Origin of the sequence: Bradyrhizobium sp. WSM1743, assembly GCF_000473065.1 — a bacterium.
In the GTDB taxonomy this organism is placed as follows: Bacteria; Pseudomonadota; Alphaproteobacteria; order Rhizobiales; family Xanthobacteraceae; genus Bradyrhizobium.
Map to the genome: position 1 here is coordinate 1 of NZ_AXAZ01000038.1, position 18,941 is coordinate 18,941.

Here is an 18,941-nt window from a genome sequence, read left to right on the forward strand (position 1 = left end):
CTGGGCGCGCGCCCGCTATCTGGGCTTGGCGCGCAACCAGACGCATCTGCGCCTGATCTGCCTCGCCATGAATCTCAAACGATGGGCGGTGCTGTCTCCTGCGGGAGCTGCGGCATGACCGCCGCCGCCCGACGCCAGCGGTCGGCCGCGGAAAACGCACCCATTCCACGCCGCGCGCCGTCCGACGCCGCGCAAAAAAAGCCCGACATCGGGAACCACTCGCTCACATCCCATTAAGCAAAGCTCTCGCAAGCGGGAGAGGCGGGCGCTCGCGGCGAGAGCCTGGGCCCAAACACAAAACGACCCGGACGGGGGCATCGTCCGGGTCGTTGGAGGTCTTGGGAGGTTTAACGAAACCGTATGGGAGCTTTATAGGGGGGAAGTTTTTCCGCCTGATGTTGTCGTTTGTTTCAATTGTTTCGTCGGTGGTAACGCTTCCGTGTCCCGGATAGGACCAAACAAAGGTCCTATCCCATTGAAATATCTAAAGTTCAGGCGGCGAAACGATCGACGCCGGCGCCCTTAAGCAAATCGGCCAGCTGCTTGCGGGCGTAGAACATCCGCGTCTTCACCGTGCTCTGGGGGATGCCGATGATCTGGCCGACCTCCTCCACCGACTTCTCGTGGTAGTAGACGAGGTTGATGATCTCCCGGTGCGCCGGCGACAGCTTCTGCACGCAGGCGCGCAGGATGGCGCTGGTGTCGCTGCGGTCGAGCGAGGTCTCCGGCGTGTCGCAATCGTCGGGAATCTGGCGCACGTCTTCCTGGTCGATGTCCTCGAAACGGCGCTGGCGCATCGCGGTCAGCGCCTTGAAGCGGGCGATCGACAGCAGCCAGGTCGAGACCTGCGAGCGGCCCTGGAACTGGCCGGCGGTCCGCCACACGTCCAAGAACACCTGGCTGACCAGGTCTTCCGCCGTGGTGGCATCGCGCACGATGCGCAGGATGAAGCGGTACACCCGCACATTATGCCGGCAATAAAGGATGTGCATGGCGGTCCGGTTGCCGTCGGCGATGCTCTCGAGGAGCATGTCGTCCGAGGTCGCCTGAGCGGCAATGATGCTCTGGCTGGCTTGGGCGTTGATGGCAATGACGTTCCGCATGGACTTGGCTCCCCGTAGCGCCGCAACCGAGCGGCGTTTCCTTGGACCAAAGTGTTAATGAGCCAACGTTTCGGGACGTCTGCACCAAAAGCGGAAAATGGTTTCGTGCGCCGCCAAATTGTTTCGTCGCAACGGGCACGACGAAACATTCGGAGCAAAAAAGCGTGGAATTTCAATGTAGGGAAAATACGGGGTGGGGATTTGGTGGAGCCCTGAGCAGCCCGGAACGAATCTCCGGGCTTTGCGTTCGGTGTCGCCAAACACTCGCCTGTCGTCCCGGGGGCGCGAAGCGAACCCGGGACCCCGGGACCCATAACCACAGGATGCAGTTTGACGAAGGCTCGGAGTTACAGCTTCCCGGCAAACCACGCCCTGTGGCTGGGTCCCGGATCGGCGCGCGCTTGAGGCGCGCTTGTCCGGGACGACAGCGGTGGGTGCCGCGTCCCTTACGCCTTCTCGCCGGCCGGCGAGAACAGATAGCCGCCGCCGCGGATGGTGCGAATCACGGCCGGCTTGGCCGGGTCGGGCTCGATCTTGCGGCGGATGCGCATGATGCGGAGATCGACGGCGCGGTCGAAGGCCTCGGCGTCGCGCGCATTGGCCAATTCCAGCAGGCGCTCGCGCGACAGCACGCGTTTCGGATTGGCCGCGAACACCTTGAGCAGGCCAAACTCGGACGCCGTCAGCGGATGCTCGTTGCCCTCGTCGTCGCGCAGGGCCTGTGCTTCGAGATCGAGCCATTTGGTGCCGAAGCGCACCAATTGGTCCTTGTCCGATTTCGCCGCCGACGCGTCCGGCGCGGCAGCCTTGGCCGGCCCGCTCCGCCGCAGCACCGAGCGGATGCGCGCCATCAGCTCGCGCAGCTCGCACGGCTTTGCCACGTAATCGTCGGCGCCGAGCTCGAGCCCGACGACGCGGTCGATCGGGCTCGCGGTCGCCGTCAGCATGATGACGGGCACGTTGATGCGGCTCTTGAGGTCGCGAATGATCGAGAGCCCGTCTTCCTCGGGCATGTTGAGATCGAGCACGACGAGATCGGGCATGCTGCCCTGGATCGCGGCGCGCAAGCTCTTGCCGCCGTCGCACAGCGTCACGGTGAAGCCGTGCATCTTGAGATAATCGCCGACCATCTCCCGGGCCGGGGCCTCGTCGTCGACGATCATGATGTGCTGGCTTTGGGTCATGTCACTAAGATCTTGGCGCTCAAATCATGGCATTTCTGTCGTGGGCAGGGTGATGGTGAATGTCGAGCCCTGGCCGGGCCCGTCGCTGTCTGCGGTCACCTCGCCGCCATGCATGTCGATAATACGCTTTACAATCGACAACCCAAGCCCTGTTGAGCTCTCGCCGGCGGTCGGTTTTGCGGAGAGCCGCTGGAACCGGCCGAACAGGCGGCCAAGATCCTCTGGCGACAGGCCGGCACCCTCGTCGCTGACGCGGACGATGGTGTCGCTGCCGTCGTGAGTGACGGCCACGTCGATCCTGCCGCCGATCGGTGAGTATTTGATGGCGTTGCTGATGAGATTGTCGATCGCCTCGCGGATGCGGTCGGTGTCGCACATCGTGACGATGTTGGGCGGCGCGGTGACGCTGATCGCCTGCTGCTTGTTGACCGCGAGCGGCTGGTTGGCGTCGGCGACCTCCTTGACCAGGGCCGCGACGTCGACCGGCTCGCGGCGGATGGTGATGTCGAAGGCATCGGCCATCGCATCCGAGATCAAATGATCGACCATCGTGGTCAGGCGCTTGGTGGCGTCGCGGATGTGGTCGACCTGGGCGACCACGCCGCTTTCCGATGCGCCGGTCGAGATCAGCTCCTTCAGCATCTCGGTGCGGCCGAGGATGACGCCGAGCGGGTTCTTCAGGTCGTGCGCGACGGTGCCCAGGATCTCGTTCTTGAAGCCGTTGGCGCGCTGCAGCCGCAGCCATTGCGCCGACAGGCGGCGGTTGGCCTGCATCAGCGCGCGGGTGCGCTGGGCGACGCGGTCTTCGAGCTGGGTGTTGGCGTCCTGCAGTTGCTGGTAGAGGATCACGTTGTCGAAGGCGATCGACAGCCGGCTGGAGAAGATCTCGACCAGCGAGCGGTCGGTCTCCGACAGCTCGCGCTCGGCCTGGAGCAGCACCACGACCTCGCGGCCCGATCCGGTGCGCAAATAGATCACGCTGCGATGGTCGGCGAACTCGTTCTTGCGGCGCTGGAACGCGGCCTCGACCATCTCGCGCAGCTCGGGGTCGAGCGCCTTCGAGGAGGTGGTGCCGATGAAGCGGCTGTAGCAGCCGCTACCGGCGAGCACCGAGAGCTCGGGATCGGTGCCGCCATTGTCGCGCAGGACCAGGATCCCGGCGCAATCGACGTTGAGCAGCGAGGCGAGCTGGGTCAGCACGCCCTCGGCGAGCCGCTGCATCGACTTGAAGTCGTACAGCGTGGAAGCGGCGTCGATGATGATCTCCAGCCCGCGCCGTGTCTGCACCATGCGCTCGAGCTGCTGATAGGAGCGCAGCGCCGCGGTCAGCGAGGTGAACAGCTTGTCGGCGGTGAGCTCGGTCTTGGCCTTGTAGTCGTTGATGTCGTACTGCACGATCACGCGCCGCTCCGGCGCCTGGCCGGGCTGGCCGGTGCGCAGGATGATGCGCACGGTCTCGTTCCTGATCTCGTTGCGGATGAACTCGACCAGCTCGAGGCCGGCGACGTCGGTCTCCATGATGACGTCGAGCAGCACGGCGGCGATGTCGCCGTGCTCGGCCATCAGCTTGCGGCCTTCCGCTGCGGAATAGGCCGACAGGATCTCCAGGCTCTGGCCGTTCAAGCTGTAATCCGAGAGAGCAAAACGGGTGCCGTCATGCACGGCCGGATCGTCGTCGATGACGGCGATCTTCCATTTCCGGGCGTTACTATCCTCCGACGCGGTACCGGTATCGTCGATCAGGTGGAGGACATCGTCCTGTTCGGCCATTGAGAAGTCCCGTCACTTTCTGTGCTTTGCGCGCCGCCCTTGGCGACCCGGGGCATGATAATGCGAAAAGTAGTGCCTTGTCCCAGCTTGGATTCCAGCATCATGCGGCCGCCGAGCTGCTGGGTGACGAGGTTATAGACGATATGCAGGCCAAGTCCCGTGCCGCCTTCATTGCGCCGGGTGGTAAAGAAAGGGTCAAAGGCTTGGCGCTGCACGTCGGGGGTCATGCCGGCCCCATCATCGGCAAAGCTGATCTCGATGTCCTCGGTCCCGCGCGGCCGCGCCGAGATCGAGATCGTGCCGGCGCGCCCGTCGGCGAAGGCGTGGTTGGCGGCGTTGAGGAAGAGGTTGGTCAGGATCTGGCCATAGGAGCCGGGATAGCCGTCGAGCAGCAGCCCCTCGGGCACATCAACCTGAAGCGTGATCGGCGAGCGCTTCAGCACCGGGCGCAGGCTGGCGATGATCTGGTCGGTGGCTTCGCTTAAGCTGAATTGCCGTCGCTCGGCATGGGAGCGGTCGACCGCGACCTGCTTGAACGACTGGATCAGCTCGCCGGCGCGGGTGAGGTTGGCGACGAGCTGCTGCGAGGCGTCGCGCGAGGACTGCACGAACTCCTCCAGCTGCGAACGGCGCAAGCCGCCGTCGCCCTTGAGCTGGGCCTCGAAGATCTCGGTGCGCCGGGCAAAGCTCGAGGCAACGGTGAGGCTGATGCCGATCGGGTTGTTGACCTCGTGCGCGACGCCGGCGACGAGACCGCCGAGCGCGGCGAGCCGCTCGGCGTCGATCAAATTCTGCTGCGCGGTGTTGAGCTCGAGCAGGGCGCTCTCGGCCTTCTCCTTCGAGGCGCGCAGCTCGTCCTCGGTCTCGCGCTTGGCGATCGCGTTCTCGCGGAACACCTCCACCGCGCGCGCCATGGCGCCGACCTCGTCGCGGGCCTTGGTGCCCTGCACCTCGCGGTCGAGGTCACCGAGCGTGATGGCGCGCATCGCCGTCATGATCTGCTGCAGCGGCAGTCGGATCGACAGTGCGATCAAGACGCCCGCCGTGAGGATGATGCCGAGGAAGATGATCGCGATCGACAGCACGCGCCGGGAAATGTCGGCCAGCGTGCGATCGAAGGTCTCCTGCGCCTTCTGCTCGCGCTGGCGCATCTTGGTGGAGAGGTCGTCGATGGCGCCGATCGCCTCGGCCTGGCTGGCATCGATGGTGTTGCGAAGCAGCTCGGTGCGGCTCGCAAGCTGCTCGGAGAGCTTTGCAAAGCCCTCGCGCAGGGACGCGGTGCGGTCGGCGAGCTTTCGCAGCGCCATGCGCTGGAGGTCGTTGTCGGCGAGATCGATCATCACGGGGATGGTCTTCTCGATCGTCTCGGTGTTGCGGCGCGCGTCGTCGGCAGCGCCCGATGACTGCGACAGATAATAGGAATTGGCCGCGACCAGCATCGCGGTGAAGGCCTCGCGGGACTTGCCGAGCGACGGCCAGATCAGCGCGTCGCGATGGCCGGTGGCGCCCTCGATGATGGAGTAGAGGCCGGCCATGTCCCTGGCCGGCCCTTGCACCTGCTCCTCATAGGTTTTCGCGATCGTTGCCTGCACGCTGCGCAGCTCGCCAAAACCGTTGAGGAAGCGGTCGGTGGTGCGCTCCAGCTCCTCGACCGAGCCCGACAGCATCGGGTCCTTGGCGGCGCGGCTGGTCAACGTGCCCAGCACCGCCTCGCGCAACAGCAGGATCTCGGCGAACAGGTCCGGGCTCGGCTGGTTGATGTAGCGGTGGATCAGGTTCTGCAGTCGCCCGGTCTCGCTTTCGAGCAGCGCCAGGATCCGGTCCGACTCGCGCACCCGGCGCACGTCGTCCCAAGCCGAGCCCAGCACCTGCGCGCCGTTCCAGATCATCCCCACCAGCACCACCACCACGGCGGAGTTCAGCGCCGCGATCGACAGGATGCGCCAGCGGATCGGCACCGCCCGCAGCATGCCGACGAGTCGCGCGCGCAGCTGCCCGATCGGGCCGGGCGGCCTGTCCGCGTGCTCGTGATGTCCAAGCGCAGCCAACGCGGCTCACTCCACCTTGCGAATGCGTTCGATCAGCGCGGCTGCCGCGGGATCGCGTCCGGCCTTGGCGTAGATTGCGGCCATGGCGTCCTCGAACGGCTTGCGGTCGATATCCTTGATGATGGTCACGCCGGCTTCCTGCGCCTTGCGCTGCGACTGCTCCTCGAGGTCGCGCCACTTCTCGCGCATGAACCGGCTGGAGCGCTGCGCGGCCTCCTTGAAGATCATCTGCTCCTCCGCCGACAGGCTTTTCCAGGCCTTAAGCGAGATCACCAGCACCTCCGGGCTCATCGTGTGCTCGGTGAGGGTGTAATGGCCGGCATGCCTGTAATGGTCCGTCGTCACGAAGGATGGCCAGTTGTTCTCGGCGCCGTCGATCAGGTGGTTGGCAAGTCCGGTCAGCACCTGCCCGTAAGGCATCTCGACCGGTTCGGCGCCGAGCGAGCGGATCATCTGGCTCATCAACTCCGACTGCTGCACCCGGATCCGCAGGCCCCGGAGGTCTTTGAGGCTCCGGACCGGGCGGACGCCGTTGTAGATCGACCGCGCACCCGAATCGTAGAAAGCGAGCCCGACGAAGCCGTAGGGCTCGAAGCTGCCGAGGATCTCGCTGCCGATGGGCCCGTCCAGCACCTTCTGCATGTGCTCGACGGACCGGAACAGGAACGGCATGGCGAGCACGTTCATCGCCGGGACGAAATTGCCGATCAGGGCAACATTGGTCCGATTGAGGTCGATCGCGCCGGCCCGGGTCTGCTCGATGGTCTCCCTTTCCTCGCCGAGCTGACGGGAGTGGAACACCTTGATCTCGTGCCGGCCGCCGGTGCGCTCAGTGATCAGGGCGCCCATGTAGCGCAGCGCCTGGACGGTCGGGTAGTCCTCGGTCTGGGTGTCGGCGGCGCGAAATTCGCGTGCAACGGCGCCCGTCGTCCAGACGGCAAGCAGAAGCGCGACGAAGATCACCCCGGTCCGCGAGAGTTCGGCACGGCTCAGCACTGGCACACTCAACCCCTCAGTGGTGGAGTCTATGGCAGGAGGAAAAGGTTCAATGCAATCTAGCAGATGGTTAAGGGAAGGCCATCCCACGCCGGGCCCGCAGGGCGATTGTGCGGCGCGGCTTGACCGTATTCCCGGTTGAAACCGCCAATGCCCCGCCTTAAGCAGGGGCAGTCGCCTTTGTTGTGCGAGACGGGAAGAGCCATCGTGACGTCAGCATCGCGCCTTCTGCAGCTCGTCGCCGCCTTTGCGGCGCTCTCATTGGCCGTCCCTGCGCGTGCCGCCACCGACATCGCGTTGTGGCACGCCATGTCCGGAGAGCTCGGCCGGCAGCTGGACAAGCTCGCCGCCGACTTCAACGCCTCGCAGTCCGACTACCGGATCGTTCCTGCCTACAAGGGCAACTACACCGAGACCGTGACGGCTGCGATCTTCGCCTTCCGCTCGCGCAGCCAGCCCGCGATTGTCCAGGTCAACGAGGTCGCCACCGCCACCATGACCGCGGCCAAGGGCGCGATCTACCCGGTGTTCAGCCTGATGCGGGACCAGGGCGAGCCGTTCTCGCTGGGCGATTACCTGCCCGCGGTCTCCGGCTACTACACCGATGCGGCCGGCAATCTCTTGTCCTTCCCGTTCAATTCCTCGACGCCGATCCTGTACTACAACAAAACCATGTTCCGCGACGCCGGCCTCGATCCGGAGGCGCCGCCGAAGACCTGGCCCGAGCTCGGGCTAGCCGCGAAGCGCTTGCGCGACCGTGGCGCGGCCTGCGGCTTCACCACGTCCTGGCCGTCCTGGATTCACGTCGAGAACTTCTCCGCCTTCCACAATCTGCCGCTGGCGACGCGAGCGAATGGCTTTGCCGGACTGGATGCGGAATTGACCATCAACAATCCGACGCTGGTGCATCACATCGCGGCGCTCAGCGAATGGCAGAAAACCAAGCTGTTCGACTACAGCGGTCGCGGGCAAGCGGCGGAGCCGCGCTTCCAGAACGGCGAATGTGGCATCTTCATCGGCTCCTCGGCGACGCGCGCCGACATCAGAGCGAATTCGAAGTTCGAGATCGGCTACGGCATGATGCCGTATTGGCCGGACGTGAAGGGCGCGCCGCAGAACTCGATCATCGGCGGCGCCACGCTGTGGGTGCTGCGCGATCGTCCCCGCGAGGAATACAAGGGCGTGGCGCGGTTCTTCGCCTATCTGTCGCAGCCCGGCGTGCAGGCCGCCTGGCACCAGAACACCGGCTATCTCCCTGTGACCCGCGCCGCCTTCGAGCTGACGCGCTCGCAAGGATTCTACGAGCGCAATCCGGGCTCGGCGATCTCGTTCGAGCAGATCACGCTCAATCCGCCGACGGAGAACTCCAAGGGCATCCGGCTCGGCTCCTTCGTCCTGATCCGCGGCGCCATCGAGGACGAGCTCGAGCAGGCCTTCGCCGGCCACAAGAGCGCGCAGAAAGCGCTCGATTCCGCCGTCGAGCGCGGCAACAAGCTCTTGCGCCAGTTCGAGCGCGCAAGTCCCGAGCGGTAGGGGCGTGCTCTAATGAGCTCTCGCTGTCGCCGCGGACCAGGTGCGCTCCCTCCCCCGCCTGCGGGGGAGGGCTGGGGAGAGGGCTGTTTCCACAACGGGACAATCCCCTAGAGGAAAAAGCCCTCACCCGGCACTACGTGCCGACCTCTCCCGCAAGCGGGAGAGGTGCACCGTCTCCTCGGCCTCCATCGAGCCGACAAGCTAATCCTGCTTTCGATATGCAAATGACAGTCACGCCGCCGCAACAGCTGCCTCACCTCACCGACGCCGAAAGCTTTCGCACCTTCCGCTCCCGTCCATCCCGATGGCTGCCGATCGCGCTCGACATCGCGCGCGGCCATGGCCTCAATGCCGGCTCGCCGCAGGTGTTTGCGACCGGCACCAATCTCGTGGTTGGGCTCGGCGACAAACTCATCCTGAAAATCTTCCCGCCGCTGCTCCGCGCGCAATTCGTCTCCGAGCGCGCCTCGCTGACGCAGCTGGCCGGCCGCTTGCATTTGCCGATCCCCGAGATCGCCGCGGAGGGCGAGCGCGATGGCTGGCCCTATCTCGTCATCACGCGCCTTGCCGGCACGCTCGGCTCGGAGGTGTGGCCTTCACTCCCGGAACACCAGAAGGAACGCCTGCTGCGCCAGATCGGCGAGGTCATCGCTAGCGTCCAGCGCGTGCCTCTCGGGGAGCTCGCACACATCGAGCCGCGCTGGGACGCGTTCGTGCGCGCCCAGATGCAGGCTTGCCGCGCGCGGCACACCCGTCTCGGCCTCGCACCAAAATTCCTCGCCGGCTTCGACGACCTCCTGCGCGATGCGACAAAGCTGATCCCGATGGATGAGCCGCCCGTCATTTTGATCGGCGAATACATTCCCGAGAATTTCCTGCTCGCCTGCGATGACGGTCAATGGTCGCTCAAAGGCCTGTTCGATTTCGGCGACGTGATCGCAGGATGGCGCGATTACGATCTGCTCGGCCCCAGCGCCTTCATGGCGGCGGGCCGGCCGGGCCGAGTCCGCAGCCTGCTCGAAGGCTTTGGCTATGCGGAGCTGGATTTCGAGTTGAAGCGCCGCCTGATGGCCCTGATGCTGCTGCACCGCGCCAGCGATCTCAACGCGCACATCTGTATTGAGGGCTGGCAAGACAAAGCCAACGACCTGATCGAGCTGCAGGAGCTGATCTGGCCAGGGTGAGTGCACGACCTCCCGCCGTCATTCCGGGGCGCCGCAGAGCGGCGAGCCCGGAATCCATTGTCCCGCGCGTGCTGCGGCCCGATGGATTCCGAGCTCGATGCTGCGCATTGCCCCGGAATGACAGCCGGGACATGCCGCTTGCGGCCCATCACCAACGATTCCGCCCGTCGCCTCCCCAATGGGCTTCCAAATTATGCAGCCTAATTTTTGCGCAATTGCTCCTCTTTGTATGCAATTGCGCCTGCTACACAGCGTGACGAAACTGAAAGAATAATGTTTTATATCAATCGGTTATGGCGAATTTAGCGCTTCGTTAAGCGCTGGCACGAACCTTGCGAATCCGGTTCCAACCAAAAATGTTATGTTGGAGCGATTTCATGAAGCGCCGCGATTTCCTCAAGTCCGTTTCCGGATTGGCCGCTGGCGCGGCGCTTCCGGCCATGCCTTCCGTGATCTCCTCGGCCAAGGCCGACGCCCGATCGGAGACGCTGCTGATCGTCTCGGAGGGTGGCCCCAACAATCTCGACATCCACGGTGTCGGCACCAACGTGCCCGGCTATGAAGTTTCGTGGAATTGCTATGACCGCCTGATCAGCCACGAGATGAAGAGCGGCCCCGGGGGCGTGCCCTATTACGACCGCGACAAGTTCAAGGGCGAACTCGCCGAGGACTTCAGGATCGACGACATGTCGGTCACCTTCAAGCTGAAGAAGAACGCCAAATTCCACGACGGCACGCCGGTCACCGCGAAAGACGTGAAATGGTCGCTCGACCGCGCCGTCAGCGTCGGCGGCTTCCCCACCTTCCAGATGAGCGCGGGCTCGCTGACCAAGCCGGAGCAGTTCGTCGTGGTCGACGACTACACCGTGCGTGTCGACTTCCTGAAGAAGGACAAGCTGACGATTCCCGATCTCGCAGTCATCGTGCCCTGCATCGTCAACTCCGAGCTGGTGAAGAAGAACGCCAGCGAAAAGGACCCCTGGGGTCTCGAGTTTACAAAACAGCAGACCGCGGGCTCCGGCGCCTACAAGGTGACGAAGTGGACCGCTGGCACCGAAGTGATCATGGAGCGCAACGAGGACTGGGTCGGCGGTCCGCTGCCCAAGATCAAGCGCGTGATCTGGCGCATGGTGCCGCAGGCCGGCAACCGCCGCGCGTTGCTCGAGCGCGGCGACGCCGACATCTCCTATGAATTGCCGTTCAAGGATTTCCAGGAGATGAAGGCGAACGGCAAGCTCAACGTGGTGTCGCTGCCGTTCTCCAACGGCATCCAGTATATCGGCATGAACGTCACCAAGCCGCCGTTCGACAATCCCAAGGTGCGGCAGGCCATCGCCTATGCGCTGCCGTACCAGAAGATCATGGACGCGGTGCTGTTCGGTCTCGGCAATCCCATGTTCGGCGCGCCCAAGGACAAGGCCACCGAGGTCGCCTGGCCACAACCGCACAAATACAACACCGACATCGAGAAGGCGAAGGCGCTGCTCAGCGAGGCCGGCTACGCCAACGGCTTCGAGACCACGATCTCGTTCGACCTGAATTTTGCCGGCGTCAACGAGCCACTCTGCGTGCTGGTGCAGGAGAGCCTGGCGCAGATCGGCATCAAGACCACCATCAACAAGGTGCCCGGCGCCAACTGGCGCACCGAACTGAACAAGAAGGAGATGCCGCTCTTCACCAACGTGTTCTCGGGCTGGCTCGATTACCCCGAGTACTTCTTCTACTGGTGCTATCACGGCAACAATTCCGTCTTCAACACCATGAGCTACAAGTCGGCGGAGATGGACAAGCTGATCGACGGCGCGCGCACCGCCGCTGCGAGCGGCGACAAGGCCGCCTACGATGCCGACGTGAAGGGCTTCGTCAATCTCGCCTTCACCGACATCCCGCGCATCCCGCTGTACCAGCCCTTCGTCAACGTCGCGATGCAGAAGAACATCAGCGGCTACCAGTACTGGTTCCACCGGAGGCTCGACTATCGCGCGATGGCGAAGGGGTGAGCGATCATGGGTGAGGTGAGCACGCTCTTCAGGCTCCCTCCCCCCTTTCGGGGGAGGGTTGGGGAGAGGGGTAGCCCCGAACTCCGATCTCGCTTGGGGCCACCCCTCTCCCTAGCCCTCCCCCGCAAGGGGGGAGGGAACATAGCTGCGCTTTCCGAGAGAACTTTGTCCACGATGGGGAGCACCCCATGCTCACCATGATCGGCAAGCGCCTGATGTTTGCGATTCCCTCGCTGATCGGGGTCGTCATCGTCACGTTCCTGCTGACGCGCGCGCTGCCCGGTGATCCCGCCGCGTATTTCGCCGGGCCGGCCGCAACCAAGGAAGCCGTCGAGCAGATCCGCAAGAAACTCGGCCTCGACAGGCCGCTGATCGAGCAGTTCTTCCGCTACACCAACGATCTCGCTCATGGCGATTTCGGCAACTCGCTGACCACGGGACAACCGGTCGCGGCCGAGATCCGCAATCGCCTGCCGGCATCCGCCGAGCTGACGCTGCTCGGCCTCTTCGTCTCGATCGTGATCGCCATTCCGCTGGGCGTGCTGGCAGCGACACGGCCGGGATCATGGATCGATCATCTCTGCCGGGTCACGACGACAGCCGGCGTGTCGCTGCCGGTGTTCTTTACCGGCCTCGTGCTGGTGTACGTGTTCTATTTCCGGCTCGGCTGGTCGCCGGCGCCGCTCGGCCGGCTCGACGTGTTCTACAGCGCGCCGCCGACGGTGACCGGCTTCTATCTGATCGACACCCTGATTGCGCGCGATGCCGAGGCGTTCCGCTCGGCGCTGAGCCAGCTCATTTTGCCGGCAACGACGCTTGCGGTCTTCTCCCTGGCACCGATCGCACGCATGACACGCGCCTCGATGCTGGCGGTGCTCGCGAGCGAATTCGTCCGCACGGCCCGCGCCAGCGGCTTGTCGCCGTCGACCGTCATCGTCACCTACGCGTTTCGGAATGCGATGCTGCCCGTTATCACCACGCTCAGCATGGTGTTCTCGTTCCTGCTGGGGGCCAACGTGCTGGTGGAGAAAGTGTTCGCCTGGCCCGGCATCGGCTCCTACGCGGTGGAAGCGCTGATCTCGTCGGACTTCGCGCCGGTGCAGGGTTTCGTGCTGACCATGGCGGTCATGTACGTGCTGCTCAATCTCGTGATCGACATTTTGTACGGCGTGATCGATCCGCGCGTGCGGCTGGAGGGGTAGCCCATAATGATCGCGTTCGATTCGAGTCATGCGAACGGTGCGCTCCCTCCCCCGCTTGCAGGGGAGGGTTGGGGAGAGGGTTTCTCCTCGGTCGAGACCCCCCAAGAGGAGAGAGCCCTCACCCGCGCCGGAGCCTGTCATCGGGCGCGCCTGCGGCGCGACCCGTTGGGCGCGACCTCTCCCGCAAGCAGGAGAGGTGAAGCCAACTCCCAGCTCGTCATGAAGCACCAGGAGTGAAACCAATGAGCTCCGTTGCGCCTGCTGTTGAACCTGTCGGCCCCGCCCGCACGTCGGGATTATCAGCGATCCTCGAACAGACTCGCTACGTCCTCAGTGAAAACAAGGTCACGGGCTTCGCCTTCGCGCTGCTCCTGATCATCGTCTTCGCCGCGCTGTTCGGCCCCTATGTCGTGCCCTACGATCCGCTCGCCTCCGACACGGCCGCCGCGTTGAAACCGCCCTCCGCGGCGCACTGGTTCGGCACCGACCAGCTCGGCCGCGACATCTTCAGCCGCGTGATCGTCGCGACGCGCCTCGATTTGTTCATCGCGATCGCCTCGGTCGCGCTGGTGTTCCTGATGGGCGGCCTTGCCGGCATCGCCGCGGGCTATTTCGGCGGCTGGACCGATCGCATCGTCGGCCGCATTGCCGACACCATCATGGCCTTTCCGCTGTTCGTGCTCGCCATGGGTATCGTCGCCGCGCTCGGCAACACCGTGCAGAACATCATCCTCGCCACCGCGATCGTGAACTTCCCGCTCTACGCCCGCGTCGCGCGTGCCGAAGCCAATGTCCGCCGCAACGCCGGCTTCGTGCAGGCCGCGCGGCTATCAGGCAACGGCGAATTCCGCATCCTGCTGGTGCACATCCTGCCGAACATCATGCCGATCATGATCGTGCAGATGTCGCTGACCATGGGCTACGCCATCCTCAATGCTGCGGGCCTGTCCTTCATCGGCCTCGGCGTCCGCCCGCCGACCGCCGAATGGGGCATCATGGTCGCGGAAGGCGCGGGCTTCATGGTCTCAGGGGAATGGTGGATCGCGCTATTCCCCGGCCTTGCCCTGATGATCGCCGTGTTCTGCTTCAACCTCCTCGGCGACGGCCTGCGCGACATCGTCGATCCCCAGCGGAGGACGTGATGGCTGCTCCGCGTCCAAAATTCTTGCTAAAATTCCTAAACGATTTCAATGTCATATCTACTGTGCATGGGGTTGTTTTCGACCTTTTGAGTGTCGGGAGCCGCCCATGACCGCCCAGCCCCTGCTCGAGGTCCAGGACCTCACCGTCGAATTCACCACCCGCCGCGGCATCGTCAAGGCGGTGCAGCACGTCAACATCTCCGTCGCCAAGGGCGAGACGCTGGCCATCGTCGGCGAATCCGGCTCGGGCAAGTCGGTGACGTCCTATGCAGTGATGCGCATTCTGGACCGCGCTGGACGTATCGCCGAGGGCTCGGTGATGTTCTCCGGCATCGACGTCAAGGCCGCGACTGAGGATCAGATGCGCGATTTGCGTGGCCGCGAAGTCTCGATGATCTTCCAGAACCCGCGTGCGGCACTCAACCCGATCCGGAAGGTCGGCGACCAGATCGAGGACGTCTTGCGCACTCATGTGCAGCAGGCCCAGGTTGCCGATCACGGCGAGAAGGCGATCGAGGCGCTGGAGCAGGTCAAGATCGCCCGCCCGCGCGAGCGCTATCACGCCTATCCGTTCGAGCTGTCGGGCGGCATGTGCCAGCGCGTCGTCATCGCGCTCGCGCTGGCCTGCAATCCGCAACTGCTGATCGCGGACGAGCCGACCACCGGCCTCGACGTCACCACGCAGAAGGCGGTGATGGACCTGATCGTCGAGCTGACCAAGCGCCGGGCGATGTCGACCATCCTGATCACGCACGATCTCGGCCTCGCCGCGACCTATTGCGACCGCGTCGTCGTGATGGAGAAGGGCCGCGTCGTCGAAACCGCCAAGGCCGCCGAGATCTTTGCGAACCCGCAGCACCCCTACACCAAGAAGCTGATGCGCGCGACGCCGCGGCTCGGAGTGAGCTTGCGCGACTTGCTGCCTGAGGAAGATACGAGTGCGGCGGGTGAGGGGGACTCTCCCAGCACCGTGCTCGTGGAGAGTCCCCCTCACCCCAACCCTCTCCCCGCAAGCGGGGCGAGGGGGCGCAGCAGCGCGAATGGTGAGAGCGCGCCCCTCCTCCTCGTCGACAAGCTCGTCAAGGAATACCCCCGCCAGGGCGCCACCGCCGTGCTCGGAAAGCTGTTTGGCCGCAAGCCGCCGGTCGAGCCCGATGTCTTCCGCGCCGTCGACGGCATCAGCTTCTCGATCGGCCATGGCGAAAGCGTCGGCCTCGTCGGCGAATCCGGCTGCGGCAAATCGACCACGTCGATGATGGTGATGCGCCTCCTCGACCAGACCTCCGGCCTGATCCAGTTCGATGGCGAGGCGATCTCCGGCCTCGCACCATCAGCTTTTGCCCGGCTGCCGCAGCGCAGCCGAATCCAGATGGTGTTCCAGGACCCGACCGACAGTCTCAACCCGCGCTTCACCGCCGCGCGCGCCATTGCCGATCCGATCATGCAATTGGGCGACATCAAGGGACGCGATGCGCTGCGCACCCGCTGCGAGGAGCTGGCCACCATGGTCGGCCTGCCGCACAATCTGCTGGACCGCTTTCCGCACCAGCTCTCCGGCGGCCAGAAGGCCCGCGTCGGCATCGCCCGTGCCATCGCCCTGCACCCGAAGCTCGTCATCCTGGACGAGCCGACGGCGGCGCTGGACGTCTCGGTCCAGGCCGTGGTCCTCAATCTGCTGCAGGACCTCAAGGCCCGGCTAGGTATGAGCTATCTGTTCGTCTCGCATGATTTGAATGTGGTGCGCTTGTTGTGCGATCGTGTCATTGTGATGCGGACGGGACGGATCGTTGAGGAGGGCTCTTCCGAGCAGGTGCTCAGCGATCCCAAGGACGACTACACAAAGGAGCTGCTGACGGCGATCCCGCATCCGCCGTTGCCGGTGCACTGAGATCAGCTTGAGAGCGTGATGGCCGAACCCCTGGACGACTATATCGACGCCGTATCGAAAGCGCTGGCGCTGCCGGTCGAGGAGGCCTGGAGGCCCGCGGTGCGTGCCAATCTCGAAGTCTCGCTGCGGCTCGCCCGCCTCGTCGACGAATTCGCGCTGCCGGACGAGACCGAGCCGGCGCCGATCTTCACGGCCTGATGTTGCCATGACCGCCAAGCCAGAGATGAATGCGGCCGACATCGCCAATGCGGTGGCCGGCGGCCAATTGTCCGCGCTCGCCGCCACCGAAGCCGCGCTCGCCCGCATCAAGCAGCATGACGGCATCCTCAATTCCTTCACCGACGTCACGGCCGAACGTGCCCGTGCGAAAGCGCGCGCGATCGATGCCGACATCGCCGCGGGCAGGAAAGTGGGCCCGCTCGCCGGTGTGCCCTTCGCGGTGAAGAACCTGTTCGACGTCGCCGGCCTCGCCACGCGCGCCGGCTCGAAGATCAACCGCGACCTCGCACCTGCCAAGCGCGATGCGACCTTGATCGAGCGGATGGAGGCGGCCGGCGCAGTTCTCGTCGGCGCGCTCAACATGGGCGAATACGCCTACGACTTCACCGGCGAGAACATCCACGACGGCCCCTCGCGCAATCCGCACGACACCACGCGGATGAGCGGCGGCTCCTCCGGCGGCTCCGGCAGCGCTGTCGGTGGCGCACTGGTGCCGATCGCGCTCGGCTCTGACACCAACGGCTCGATCCGCGTCCCGTCCTCGTTCTGCGGCATCTTTGGCCTGAAGCCGACCTATGGCCGGCTGTCGCGTGCGCGCTCCTTCCCCTTCGTGGCGAGCCTCGATCATCTCGGCCCGTTCGCGCGCTCAGTCACCGATCTTGCGCTCGCCTATGACGTGATGCAGGGACCGGATGCGGAGGATGGCGCCTGCACCACGCGCGGCGTCGAACCGGTCACGCCGCTGCTGGCTGAGTCCATCTCGGGCCTGCGCGTTGCCATCGCCGGCGGGCATTTCCAGAAGAACGTGTTTCCGGAAGCGGTCGAAGCCGTCAGCCGCGTCGCCAAGGCGCTCGGCGCAACGCAAGTGGTCGATATACCCGAAGCCTCGCGCGCCCGTGCCGCAGCCTATGTCATCACCACCACCGAAGGTGCTTCGCTGCATCTCGACCGCCTGCGCAAGCGCCCGAACGACTTTGATCCCGCCGTGCGCGACCGGCTGATCGCGGGCGCCATGGTCCCGGCGACCTTGGTCGATCGCGCGCAAAAATTCCGCCGCTGGTATCGCGCGCAGCTTGCCGAGATCTTCAGGTCGGTCGACGTGCTGTTGGCGCCGGCGACGCCGTGCACCGCGCCAAAGCTCGGACAGGTGAATTTCAACCTCGACGGCGTCGAATTGCCGGTACGCGCCAATATCGGCATCCACACCCAGCCGATCTCGTTCATAGGCTTGCCGGTGGTCGCGGTCCCGGTGCCGCTCGAGCCGCTGCCGATCGGCGTGCAGATCATTTGCGCGCCTTGGCGCGAGGGCATCGCGTTGCGCGTCGCGCACGCATTGGAGAAGATGGGCGTCGTCGCCGCGCCCGCGCCAAGGGGACTTTGAGAGGATTCTGAGATGGAGATCGATCTCCCCGAGGTGATCGCGGAAGTCAAAGCCGCGTTCGAGCGCTATGAGCAGGCCCTCGTCAGCAACGACGTCGCCGTGCTCGGCGAGCTCTTTCGCAACAATCCCCGCACCTTACGCTACGGCATCGGCGAGAACCTCTATGGCTATGAGGCGATAAGCGGCTTCCGCGCCGCGCGCTCGCCGGTCGGCCTCAACCGTCGTACGACAAAGACGGTGATCACGAGCTACGGCCGCGACACGGCCGTGGCGTCCACCTTGTTCTATCGCGATACGGCGCCCGGCAAGGTCGGCCGGCAGATGCAGACGTGGATTCGTTTCCCGGAGGGCTGGCGCGTCGTCGCCGCTCATGTCAGCATCATCGACGAGCCGAAAGAGACCGTATGACGCTTGACGATCCTCCGCCTGGGACACTGCCGGCCGAGCCGGTGGTGCCCCGCGTCGATCGGGCACTGCCGTCGGTGCAGAAGGTCACGCGCGCCGAGGAGCTGCGTCTTCAGCTTGCCGACGAGATTGTGCGCGGAACCCTGGCGCCGGGCGCGCCACTAGACGAGACCGACATTGCGCGGCGCTTCAGTGTTTCGCGCACGCCGGTGCGCGAGGCACTGCGTCAGCTGGTGGCGAGCGGGCTCGTCGAGGCGCGGCCTCATCGTGGCGCGGTGGTGGCGCGGCCATCCGTCGAGCGGCTGAAAGGCATGTTCGAGGCGATGGCCGAGCTTGAGGCATTGTGCGCAGGCCTTGCCGCCGAGCGCATGTCCCCTGCCGAGCGCCATGGGCTCGAGGCCGTCCACGAGGAGCTGCGGCTGTTGAGCTACGCCGGCAATCCCGAGCGCTTCCACGAGGTCAACGAGCGCTTCCACAACACGATCTATGCCGGCTCGCAGAACGGCTACATCGCCGAGATCACCCTGGCGACGCGCGTGCGCGTGCAGCCGTTCCGCCGCGCCCAGTTCCGCAATCTCGGACGTCTGGCCAAATCGCAGGCCGAGCACGACCGCGTCGTCGTCGCCATCATGCGCGGCGACAAGCAGGGCGCCGCCGCCGCCATGCGCGCGCATATCGAGCTTGTGCGCGGGGAGTACGAGATCTACGCGGTGTCGGTGTAGGCCGCCTCCGCCGCCACTCTCATTGTCGTCCCCGCGAACGCGGGGACCCATAACCACAGCCAGGAGTGCGAGGCAAAGCGCCAGCTCCGAGTCTTCGCAGAACCACTCCCTGTGGCTATGGGTCCCGGATCTGCACTCCGCTCTGGACAACGCTACGCGTTGTC

At 65.0% G+C, this 18,941-nt stretch carries 16 protein-coding genes; 11 read left to right on the forward strand and 5 right to left on the reverse strand.

Annotated elements, in window-relative coordinates; genetic code table 11:
• Window positions 1-114: 114 nt before the first annotated feature.
• Complete coding sequence (locus YU9_RS50805) at window positions 115-237, forward strand: hypothetical protein (protein WP_256375916.1); 123 nt, start codon at window positions 115-117, stop codon at window positions 235-237.
• 254 nt (window positions 238-491) lie between these two features.
• Here the strand turns inward: YU9_RS50805 and YU9_RS0121835 are convergent, their stop codons facing one another.
• The 5 genes from YU9_RS0121835 to YU9_RS0121855 form a co-directional block, all read right to left on the reverse strand.
• A complete protein-coding gene (locus YU9_RS0121835; protein ID WP_027574699.1) occupies window positions 492-1,103 on the reverse strand; it encodes a sigma-70 family RNA polymerase sigma factor in 612 nt (203 codons plus the stop codon).
• 446 nt (window positions 1,104-1,549) lie between these two features.
• Window positions 1,550-2,287, reverse strand: coding sequence for a response regulator (locus YU9_RS0121840; RefSeq protein WP_027574700.1), 738 nt, complete (start codon window positions 2,285-2,287; stop codon window positions 1,550-1,552).
• Between the two features lie 24 nt (window positions 2,288-2,311).
• Window positions 2,312-4,057: a DUF3369 domain-containing protein gene (locus tag YU9_RS0121845; protein ID WP_027574701.1), complete on the reverse strand. Its 1,746-nt coding sequence runs from the start codon at window positions 4,055-4,057 to the stop codon at window positions 2,312-2,314.
• On the reverse strand, window positions 4,027-6,027 hold the full coding sequence (locus YU9_RS0121850; RefSeq protein WP_245266484.1) for an ATP-binding protein: 2,001 nt from the start codon (window positions 6,025-6,027) through the stop codon (window positions 4,027-4,029). The genes YU9_RS0121845 and YU9_RS0121850 overlap by 31 nt, the downstream gene beginning before the upstream one ends.
• 84 nt (window positions 6,028-6,111) lie before the next feature.
• On the reverse strand, window positions 6,112-7,107 hold the full coding sequence (locus YU9_RS0121855) for a TRAP transporter substrate-binding protein (protein ID WP_027574703.1): 996 nt from the start codon (window positions 7,105-7,107) through the stop codon (window positions 6,112-6,114).
• A 144-nt stretch (window positions 7,108-7,251) separates the two neighbouring features.
• On the opposite strand from YU9_RS0121855, the gene ugpB reads away from it, so the two are divergent.
• The 10 genes from ugpB to YU9_RS0121910 all read left to right on the forward strand — a co-directional run bounded on the left by ugpB (window position 7,252) and on the right by YU9_RS0121910 (window position 18,777).
• Entirely contained in the window at window positions 7,252-8,634 is a 1,383-nt protein-coding gene (gene ugpB / locus YU9_RS0121860) for a sn-glycerol-3-phosphate ABC transporter substrate-binding protein UgpB (RefSeq protein ID WP_051380477.1), read from the forward strand.
• Window positions 8,635-8,858: 224 nt separating this feature from the next.
• On the forward strand, window positions 8,859-9,818 hold the full coding sequence (locus YU9_RS0121865; RefSeq protein ID WP_027574705.1) for a phosphotransferase: 960 nt from the start codon (window positions 8,859-8,861) through the stop codon (window positions 9,816-9,818).
• A gap of 377 nt (window positions 9,819-10,195) precedes the next feature.
• Window positions 10,196-11,818, forward strand: a complete 1,623-nt coding sequence (locus YU9_RS0121870; RefSeq protein ID WP_027574706.1) for an ABC transporter substrate-binding protein — start codon at window positions 10,196-10,198, stop codon at window positions 11,816-11,818.
• Window positions 11,819-12,006: 188 nt separating this feature from the next.
• On the forward strand, window positions 12,007-13,020 hold the full coding sequence (locus YU9_RS0121875) for an ABC transporter permease (RefSeq protein ID WP_027574707.1): 1,014 nt from the start codon (window positions 12,007-12,009) through the stop codon (window positions 13,018-13,020).
• A gap of 242 nt (window positions 13,021-13,262) precedes the next feature.
• Window positions 13,263-14,162 carry an ABC transporter permease gene (locus tag YU9_RS0121885; protein WP_027574709.1) on the forward strand — a complete coding sequence of 300 codons (900 nt, stop codon included), beginning with the start codon at window positions 13,263-13,265 and terminating at the stop codon, window positions 14,160-14,162.
• A 106-nt stretch (window positions 14,163-14,268) separates the two neighbouring features.
• Window positions 14,269-16,050: an ABC transporter ATP-binding protein gene (locus YU9_RS0121890; protein ID WP_027574710.1), complete on the forward strand. Its 1,782-nt coding sequence runs from the start codon at window positions 14,269-14,271 to the stop codon at window positions 16,048-16,050.
• Window positions 16,051-16,068: 18 nt separating this feature from the next.
• Window positions 16,069-16,248 (forward strand): DUF4089 domain-containing protein, encoded by a 180-nt coding sequence (locus YU9_RS0121895; RefSeq protein ID WP_018316853.1) that lies wholly within the window; start codon window positions 16,069-16,071, stop codon window positions 16,246-16,248.
• A gap of 7 nt (window positions 16,249-16,255) precedes the next feature.
• Window positions 16,256-17,650, forward strand: coding sequence for an AtzE family amidohydrolase (locus YU9_RS0121900; protein WP_027574711.1), 1,395 nt, complete (start codon window positions 16,256-16,258; stop codon window positions 17,648-17,650).
• 12 nt (window positions 17,651-17,662) lie between these two features.
• Window positions 17,663-18,058, forward strand: a complete 396-nt coding sequence (gene hpxZ / locus YU9_RS0121905; RefSeq protein WP_027574712.1) for an oxalurate catabolism protein HpxZ — start codon at window positions 17,663-17,665, stop codon at window positions 18,056-18,058.
• Complete coding sequence (locus YU9_RS0121910) at window positions 18,055-18,777, forward strand: GntR family transcriptional regulator (RefSeq protein ID WP_027574713.1); 723 nt, start codon at window positions 18,055-18,057, stop codon at window positions 18,775-18,777. The genes hpxZ and YU9_RS0121910 overlap by 4 nt, the downstream gene beginning before the upstream one ends.
• The last annotated feature ends 164 nt before the right edge of the window (window positions 18,778-18,941 follow it).

Excerpts from the sequence above, each read along its gene's own strand:
- YU9_RS50805 (WP_256375916.1), top strand. The coding sequence starts at position 115 with ATGACCGCCGCCGCCCGACGCCAGCGGTCGGCCGCGGAAAACGCACCC.
- YU9_RS0121890 (WP_027574710.1), top strand. The coding sequence starts at position 14,269 with ATGACCGCCCAGCCCCTGCTCGAGGTCCAGGACCTCACCGTCGAATTC.
- ugpB (WP_051380477.1), top strand. The coding sequence starts at position 7,252 with ATGCCCCGCCTTAAGCAGGGGCAGTCGCCTTTGTTGTGCGAGACGGGA.
- YU9_RS0121895 (WP_018316853.1), top strand. The coding sequence starts at position 16,069 with ATGGCCGAACCCCTGGACGACTATATCGACGCCGTATCGAAAGCGCTG.
- YU9_RS0121870 (WP_027574706.1), top strand. The coding sequence starts at position 10,196 with ATGAAGCGCCGCGATTTCCTCAAGTCCGTTTCCGGATTGGCCGCTGGC.
- YU9_RS0121875 (WP_027574707.1), top strand. The coding sequence starts at position 12,007 with ATGCTCACCATGATCGGCAAGCGCCTGATGTTTGCGATTCCCTCGCTG.
- YU9_RS0121900 (WP_027574711.1), top strand. The coding sequence starts at position 16,256 with ATGACCGCCAAGCCAGAGATGAATGCGGCCGACATCGCCAATGCGGTG.
- YU9_RS0121840 (WP_027574700.1), bottom strand. The coding sequence starts at position 2,287 with ATGACCCAAAGCCAGCACATCATGATCGTCGACGACGAGGCCCCGGCC.
- YU9_RS0121865 (WP_027574705.1), top strand. The coding sequence starts at position 8,859 with ATGACAGTCACGCCGCCGCAACAGCTGCCTCACCTCACCGACGCCGAA.
- YU9_RS0121835 (WP_027574699.1), bottom strand. The coding sequence starts at position 1,103 with ATGCGGAACGTCATTGCCATCAACGCCCAAGCCAGCCAGAGCATCATT.
- hpxZ (WP_027574712.1), top strand. The coding sequence starts at position 17,663 with ATGGAGATCGATCTCCCCGAGGTGATCGCGGAAGTCAAAGCCGCGTTC.
- YU9_RS0121885 (WP_027574709.1), top strand. The coding sequence starts at position 13,263 with ATGAGCTCCGTTGCGCCTGCTGTTGAACCTGTCGGCCCCGCCCGCACG.
- YU9_RS0121850 (WP_245266484.1), bottom strand. The coding sequence starts at position 6,027 with ATGCTGCGGGCGGTGCCGATCCGCTGGCGCATCCTGTCGATCGCGGCG.
- YU9_RS0121910 (WP_027574713.1), top strand. The coding sequence starts at position 18,055 with ATGACGCTTGACGATCCTCCGCCTGGGACACTGCCGGCCGAGCCGGTG.
- YU9_RS0121845 (WP_027574701.1), bottom strand. The coding sequence starts at position 4,057 with ATGGCCGAACAGGACGATGTCCTCCACCTGATCGACGATACCGGTACC.